The sequence below is a fragment of the Arthrobacter sp. I3 genome (assembly GCF_000520575.1).
GTDB lineage: Bacteria > Actinomycetota > Actinomycetes > Actinomycetales > Micrococcaceae > Arthrobacter > Arthrobacter humicola_A.
The window spans coordinates 100004-108101 of sequence record NZ_KI914938.1 but is presented as its reverse complement, the minus strand read 5'-3'; the positions used below and the strand labels follow the sequence as shown (position 1 = coordinate 108101).

Below are 8098 nucleotides of genomic sequence, written 5' to 3'. Positions count from 1 at the left end.
CGCCGCCATGACCGCCGCGAAGGCTGCCGGGAAGAACAACTGGATGCGGTTCCGGCCGGAGATGCTGAACACCGCGGCCCACAAGGCCGACGGCGATTCCGGGCTGCGGCGCGCCGTCGAACTGGGCCAGATCTCGGTGCACTACCAGCCCGTGGTCTCGCCCGGCATCGGTTCGGTGGTGCAGTTCGAGGCGTTCGCGCGGTGGGAACGGAACGGCCGGCTGGTGCCGCCGAACCAGTTCCTGCCCGTCGCGGAGCAGAGCGGCCTGATCCGCGAGATCGGCGACGAGGTCCTGCGCCGCGCCTGCGCCGAGATCCGGCCCTGGCTGGCCGGCGATCCTGCCTACAGCGTCGCCGTGAACGTCTCGGGCCTGCAGTTCCAGCACCGGGACTTCGCCGCGGACGTGCTCGCGATTGCCGCGTCCACGGGCGTTGACCCGCGCCAGCTCACCCTTGAGCTGACGGAGAGCGTGTTCTTCGACGCCTCCTCGGACGTGCTGGGCCAGCTGCGGCAGCTGCGCGGCGCCGGTGTCCGGATTGCCATGGACGACTTCGGCACCGGGTATTCCACGCTCGGCCGGCTCCAGGAACTGCCCCTGGACATGGTCAAGATCGACCGCTCCTTCGTGGCCATGATCAAGACCGGCCAGGAACAGCTCCCGTTCTTCGCCACCATGATCAGCGCAGCGCATGCCCTCGGCCTGAAAGTCACGGCGGAAGGTATCGAGACGCCCGCGCAGGCCAAATACCTGATGGACCGCGGCTGCGACTCCCTGCAGGGCTATCTGTTCGCCAAGCCGGCCCCCGCCAGCCACCTGGCCGGGACCATGGAGAGTGCCCTGAACGCCCTGGACAAGGTCGACGCCGCGCGGTAGGCGGGCGGGCCGGCTGACGTTAGGCCGGCCGCTGGCCGTCTGGGCGGGTCGCGTTATCGCCTCCATACTCCGCCACACTCCGCCATTGGACGCAAACGGCCGCTAAGCATCATGGCTTAGCGGCCGTTCGTGGCACTTCGTTGGATGGTCCGGGCCCGCCCCAGGGGTCAGAGTCCCGGCAGGCTCCCGGCCCTAGCGCTTTTCGCAGGCAATGCCGTCGTTGTCACGGTCGAGGTCGTACTCGCCCCAGTGCCGCGCACCGCCGTCGTTGTAGCTGTACAGGGTGTTGTCGACGCGGAACGTGGTGACCGGTTTTCCGGTCGTCTTGTCGCGCGCACCCTTGCGGCCGACGCCGTGCGGGTACACCTTGTTGAGCTCCGTGCAGTTCTTGTACGACTTCGGCGCGGGCGCGGCGGATGCCGGCACGGCCGTAGCGCTCAGGACGACGGCGGATGCCGCCAGGGATGCGATAAGCAATTTCTTCAGGCGCACGTTTAAGAGCACTCCCCCAGGTAGAAGCCCTCAGCCGCGGATCGGCGAGGGGCAGGAAAATGCTAACCCACGAATTCGGTGTTTCCGGTGAGGCTCAGGCGCCGTGATCCGAGCCCTGGTCCAGCTTGTCGAGGTCCTGGGCCACCATCGCCTCGCTGCGCTGCCACAGCGCCTTGGCCAGGCCCGCGTCGTAGGCCTGCTTGTTGGCCTTCGAGAGCGTCCGTTTGGCGTAGTAGGCGCCGGAGATCCAGTCGTGGCCCGGGGTGGCGTTGGCGAGCCACACAAGGGTGTCCGCGCCCTGGTCAGGGGTCAGCATGAAGCGCTTGAGGAAGGACTTGTAAGCCAGGCGCATGGGGCTTGTGGAGTCGGCAGCGAAGTTGGTGGCCACGCCGCCGGGGTGGAACGCCGCCGTCGAGATCCCCTCGGTGTTGTAGCGGTTGTGCAGTTCGGCGGTGAAGAGGATGTTGGCGAGTTTGGCGTTGCCGTAGGCGCGGTTGGTGGAGTAGCTCTTGGCCGCGTCGAGGTCGTCGATGTCGAACTTGGCGAAGAGCGAATTCGCGACGCTTGAGGTGTTGATGACGGTGGCCTGGCTGGCGGTCAGCACCTCGATCAGCTCGGTGGTGAGCAGGAACGGGGCCAGGTGGTTGACCTGGAAGGTTCTCTCGTGACCGTCCACGGTGAGCTCACGGGGGCCCATGATGCCGCCGGCGTTGTTGGCCAGGACGTCGATCCGCGGGTACTTTTCCTTCAGCTGCGCGGCCAGGGTCCGCACCTGGGCAAGGTCGGCGAAGTCGCTGACAAAGAAATCGGCGCCGATTTCGTTCGCGATCGCCTCGGTCTTTTGCGCGGAACGCCCGACGACGACCACACGTTCCCCCTGCCGGGCGAAGGTCCGCGCGGCGGACGCGCCGATGCCGTCGCTGGCTCCGGTGATGACGATAGTGCGCTCGGGCATTGAGGTGTCCTTAGAACGAAGCGGTGGGCTGGTCTTTGGGAATCCAGCCCCGTCGAATTCTAACGAGTGCAACTGGGAGTTCGTTCCACCGGCGCCGGGAGCTTTCCGAGACTCTGCTGGGAATCACCCGCAGCGCCTAGATGCGCAGCGGCGACCGGAAACTCAGGGCCGTGCCGGCGTTCTGCAACTTCAGGCCGATGGCCAGCATTTCTTCGGTGGTCCGGAGCAGGGAGTAGTGGCTGTAGTTGCCCTGGATAACGGTGCCCGGGACCACGGATGGTGCCACCACGAAGTTGGGTACCGGAGTATCTTCGTCAAAAAGTACGAATATCGCCGTGCGTCCCGCCCGGTAGCTTTGGCTGTTTAGGATGACCGGCAGCCATTGCGAGAGCCAGGTATCGCCCGTTGCGACGCTGCAGTCATGCATGTCATTGCAAACATTCGGCACCACCACGGAGAAATTCGGCAGAGTGTTGTTGGCGAGGTCGCCCGCCAGCTGCCCGGCGCTCACGGTGCCCAGGGGCACATTGTTGACCGCGCATGCCGCCCTGTCCCCCGTCCCTTGGTAGTAGATTTCGGGGTTGTGCCGCTCGGCATACAGCCCGGACGCGCTCAGCCGGCAATTCGACGGCATGTCCTCCATATAGCTCTTGTAGGACTGGCCGGACGTACGCACCTGCCGGAAGATGTTGTCGGCCGTGATGGGCGGCAGGCCGCTCGGGCTCGAATCGGAGGTGACGCCCTGTGTGCTGCCGGAGGTCATGGCCAGATAGCTCGGCAATGAGGGCAGTCCCAGGCCGGCGTCAGCCCAGGTGGTCACCGAGGCGCACTGGGTCGCCTTTGTGCTCATGTACGGCGCACTGGCGTTCCCGATGACCTGTGAATAGGTCTTGTTCTCAAACAGCACCCACATGACGTGGTCGTATTTCGCCGGAGGGGCGGTCGCCGTGCCGCAGGGGTTGTCGCCGGGGGGCGGAGGCGGCGGCGGGGGCGGCGGAGGAGGTGGCGGCGGCGTCGCGTTCGTGGTGACGGTCAACCGAGGCCGCTCCGTGGTGACGGAAGTTTCCTTGGAACTGTAAATCACGCCGTCAGAGGATGTGTTGCTGATGCGGAACGAATACGTCCCGTCGCCCTTAATCGCACTGAAGAGATCGAACTCCACATAGGTGTTATCGGCAACAGCGCCGCGCGAAGCCACAATCGGCGTTTCCGCAACGGGCGCGTTGTTGAAGGTGATCGTGTTCTCACTCCATGAGTTGTTGAGGACCCGTCGGACCTGGCCGCCCGAGTTGGATGGATCCGTAGCGAACAGCCGGAGCTTGGCGCCGGTCACGGTGCTGCCGGCGGTGCCGGTTACCGTGAGCTTGAGGAAGATCATTTCGACCGGCGAATTATCAGCTTTGAGGCCTGTCGCCGTTCTGAAGTTAATGGTGGGGCTGTCACGCTTCACGACGGCATCGGCCGTGGCAGAAAAGGTCAGCGTGGCGGCTTCGGCGGGGCCTGCAATAAGGGAAATTGTGGCAGCCACGAGGAAAACAACTGACGCCAGGGAAATCCCTCGACGCCCCGCAAAGGAACGGCTGAACCGATGCCTCGTAGTTGCGTTCTTGCCCGAGGCGAATCCAGGATCTACGCGCATCGCGGGACTCCTATAAGGTCCGGTCGACGCACCCTGCGCCTTAGTGGTCCGTGGGAATCCAAACCCTAGCCGGTGAATTCCGGCCTCTCAATGCCGATAGCCAAAATAGCTGGCCGTTTAAAGGTATTCCCAAGGTTCCACCGGTTAGGGGAATTCCCAAGGTTTTTCCATGGTTCTTAGGCATATGCCAGAACTGCCCGCCTGAGTCATCAGGGGCTTTTTGGGTTAAATGCGGGAGGACCCCTACCTGGTGGTGGGGGTCCTCGACCGTTAATGGTGTTCCGGCGGTGACCTACTCTCCCACACCCTCCCGGGTGCAGTACCATCGGCGCTGTGGGTCTTAGCTTCCGGGTTCGGGATGGGACCGGGCGTTTCCCCCACGCTATGACCGCCGTAACCCTTGCTCCGCCACCGGGCCCGTTGTTGGCGGGGGTGGGGAAATCTGTGGTTACAACATCTGTGGTGTTGTTATTTTGTTGTGGTTTTGTTCCTGTCGCAACGTGCCGTCAAGTAACGGGTTTGTTGTTTGGGAACCACATAGTGGACGCAAGCAGTCTTGTTTCTTTGTACCCTTCCCTGGTGTGAACGTCTTTTGAATCCGTTCACGGGAAGAGTGTGTGGTGTAAGTTATCGGCCTATTAGTACCGGTCAGCTTCACGAGTCGTTAGTCCTCGCTTCCACATCCGGCCTATCAACCCAGTGGTCTGGCTGGGGGCCTCTCACACACAAGGTGTATGGAAATCTCATCTCGAAGCGAGCTTCCCGCTTAGATGCTTTCAGCGGTTATCCCATCCGAACGTAGCTAATCAGCGGTGCACTTGGCAGTACAACTGACACACCAGAGGTTCGTCCGTCCCGGTCCTCTCGTACTAAGGACAGCCCTTCTCAAATTTCCTGCGCGCGCAGCGGATAGGGACCGAACTGTCTCACGACGTTCTAAACCCAGCTCGCGTACCGCTTTAATGGGCGAACAGCCCAACCCTTGGGACCTACTCCAGCCCCAGGATGCGACGAGCCGACATCGAGGTGCCAAACCATGCCGTCGATATGGACTCTTGGGCAAGATCAGCCTGTTATCCCCGAGGTACCTTTTATCCGTTGAGCGACGGCCATTCCACAATGTACCGCCGGATCACTAGTCCCGACTTTCGTCCCTGCTCGAGATGTCTCTCTCACAGTCAAGCTCCCTTGTGCACTTACACTCGACACCTGATTGCCAACCAGGCTGAGGGAACCTTTGGGCGCCTCCGTTACTTTTTAGGAGGCAACCGCCCCAGTTAAACTACCCATCAGGCACTGTCCCTGACCCGGATTACGGGCCGAAGTTAGATGTCCAAAGTGACCAGAGTGGTATTTCAACGATGACTCCACCCGAACTGGCGTCCGGGCTTCAACGTCTCCCACCTATCCTACACAAGCCACTCCGAACACCAATACCAAACTATAGTAAAGGTCTCGGGGTCTTTCCGTCCTGCTGCGCGTAACGAGCATCTTTACTCGTACTGCAATTTCGCCGAGTTTATGGTTGAGACAGCGGGGAAGTCGTTACTCCATTCGTGCAGGTCGGAACTTACCCGACAAGGAATTTCGCTACCTTAGGATGGTTATAGTTACCACCGCCGTTTACTGGGGCTTAAATTCTCAGCTTCGCCTTGCGGCTAACCGGTCCTCTTAACCTTCCAGCACCGGGCAGGAGTCAGTCCGTATACATCGTCTTGCGACTTCGCACGGACCTGTGTTTTTAGTAAACAGTCGCTTCCCCCTGGTCTCTGCGGCCCCGATCCCCTCCCACCAGCAAGTGGTGTTCAAGGTTGGGGCCCCCCTTCTCCCGAAGTTACGGGGGCATTTTGCCGAGTTCCTTAACCATAATTCTCTCGATCGCCTTAGTATTCTCTACCTGATCACCTGTGTCGGTTTGGGGTACGGGCGGCTAAAACCTCGCGTCGATGCTTTTCTCGGCAGCATAGGATCACCGAATCCCCCCCTACGGGGGTCCCGTCAGATCTCAGGCATCATGAACGGCGGATTTGCCTACCGTTCGCCCTACATCCTTAGACCGGGACAACCATCGCCCGGCTCGGCTACCTTCCTGCGTCACACCTGTTAATACGCTTGCCTCCCAGGATCAGGTCCCGCGCTCCACCAAAACCCTTCCACCACAAGGGCGGTCAGGCAGGTTTCGGGCGGTTAGTATCCCCTGTTCAGCATGGGCGGTTTTTCGCCGGTACGGGAATATCAACCCGTTGTCCATCGACTACGCCTGTCGGCCTCGCCTTAGGTCCCGACTTACCCAGGGCAGATTAGCTTGACCCTGGAACCCTTGATCATCCGGCGGACGGGTTTCTCACCCGTCTTTCGCTACTCATGCCTGCATTCTCACTCGTGTAGGCTCCACCGCTGGTTTCCACCGCGACTTCACTGCCCACACGACGCTCCCCTACCACTCCAGACGCCTGAACCACAAGGGCTTGGCTAATGTCTGAAATCCACAACTTCGGCGGTGTACTTGAGCCCCGCTACATTGTCGGCGCGGAATCACTTGACCAGTGAGCTATTACGCACTCTTTTAAGGATGGCTGCTTCTAAGCCAACCTCCTGGTTGTCTTCGCAACTCCACATCCTTTCCCACTTAGCACACGCTTAGGGGCCTTAGTTGGTGGTCTGGGCTGTTTCCCTCTCGACTATGAAGCTTATCCCCCACAGTCTCACTGCTGCGCTCTCACTTACCGGCATTCGGAGTTTGGCTGACGTCAGTAACCTTGTAGGGCCCATTAGCCATCCAGTAGCTCTACCTCCGGTAAGAAACACGCAACGCTGCACCTAAATGCATTTCGGGGAGAACCAGCTATCACGAAGTTTGATTGGCCTTTCACCCCTACCCACAGCTCATCCCCTCCATTTTCAACTGAAGTGGGTTCGGTCCTCCACGACGTCTTACCGTCGCTTCAACCTGGCCATGGGTAGATCACTTCGCTTCGGGTCTAGATCACGCCACTGCAACGCCCTATTCAGACTCGCTTTCGCTACGGCTTCCCCACACGGGTTAACCTCGCGACGTAACACTAACTCGCAGGCTCATTCTTCAAAAGGCACGCCGTCACCCCTACACGATCGCTCGCGGAGGCTCCGACGGATTGTAAGCACACGGTTTCAGGTACTGTTTCACTCCCCTCCCGGGGTACTTTTCACCTTTCCCTCACGGTACTGGTCCGCTATCGGTCATTAGGGAGTATTTAGGCTTATCAGGTGGTCCTGACAGATTCGCACGGGATTTCTCGGGCCCCGTGCTACTTGGGATACTTCACCAGGCGGTGCACAACATTTCGGTTACGGGGCTCACACCCTCTACGGCCGGCCTTTCAAGACCGTTCACCTATGCCTGCACTCTCACCTTCCCAGCCCGGCAGAGCTGGAGTGGGAAGTCCCACAACCCCGACCATGCAACGCCCGCCGGCTATCACACATGGAACGGTTTAGCCTGATCCGCGTTCGCTCGCCACTACTGACGGAATCACTATTGTTTTCTCTTCCTGCGGGTACTGAGATGTTTCACTTCCCCGCGTTCCCTCCACGCACCCTATGTGTTCAGATGCGGGTCACCAGGCAGCTCGCGCCCCTGGCGGGGTTTCCCCATTCGGACACCCTGGGATCACAGTCCGGTTATCGACTCCCCCAGGCTTATCGCAGATTCCTACGTCCTTCTTCGGCTCCTAATGCCAAGGCATCCACCGTGTGCTCTTAAAAACTTGACCACAAAAGATCAAGGAGTAATTTTCGAGAGAACCACAGAAACCACCACCATCACCCCAAAAGGCAACAGCGACAGATCCAGGTTCATATTCTTGGAAATTGCTTCTTATAAAAGATGCTCGCGTCCACTATGTAGTTCTCAAACAACAACCCCGTACCACACACCCCACACACGCCCCACAAAAGGGAACAACCGTGTGATCGGTGCAGCCAGGAAACCAGAAACAAACGTTCCCACACCACCACCACGCACCCACCCCGAAAGGGAAGGACAACGCGGCCGCGCCATGGTCCTGTTGCCTCAGGACCCAACAGTGTGCCAAACACTAAACCGCCCATCACCTCTCCCGCACCGTTCCAGGACCACCCGGACTTCCAAAGGAAGCAC

General features: G+C 60.3%; 4 protein-coding genes and 2 rRNA genes. 1 reads left to right on the top strand and 5 read right to left on the bottom strand.

Going from position 1 to position 8098, the window contains the following annotated elements:
- Positions 1-874: putative bifunctional diguanylate cyclase/phosphodiesterase (locus tag Y706_RS25730; RefSeq protein WP_156945164.1), on the top strand; the 874-nt coding region annotated here is incomplete at its 5' end.
- Between the two features lie 192 nt (positions 875-1066).
- On the opposite strand, the gene Y706_RS0115290 is transcribed toward Y706_RS25730, so the two are convergent.
- The 5 genes from Y706_RS0115290 to Y706_RS0115270 form a co-directional block, all read right to left on the bottom strand.
- Entirely contained in the window at positions 1067-1366 is a 300-nt protein-coding gene (locus Y706_RS0115290; protein WP_253906805.1) for an excalibur calcium-binding domain-containing protein, read from the bottom strand.
- Between the two features lie 94 nt (positions 1367-1460).
- Positions 1461-2321, bottom strand: coding sequence for an SDR family NAD(P)-dependent oxidoreductase (locus Y706_RS0115285; RefSeq protein ID WP_028277282.1), 861 nt, complete (start codon positions 2319-2321; stop codon positions 1461-1463).
- Between the two features lie 136 nt (positions 2322-2457).
- The gene (locus Y706_RS27540) at positions 2458-3849 is read right to left on the bottom strand and encodes a CBM96 family carbohydrate-binding protein (protein ID WP_028277281.1); all 1392 of its coding nucleotides are present in this window, start codon (positions 3847-3849) and stop codon (positions 2458-2460) included.
- A 390-nt stretch (positions 3850-4239) separates the two neighbouring features.
- Positions 4240-4356 (bottom strand): 5S ribosomal RNA (gene rrf, locus Y706_RS0115275).
- A 221-nt stretch (positions 4357-4577) separates the two neighbouring features.
- A 23S ribosomal RNA gene (locus tag Y706_RS0115270) occupies positions 4578-7712 on the bottom strand.
- Between the last annotated feature and the right edge of the window lie 386 nt (positions 7713-8098).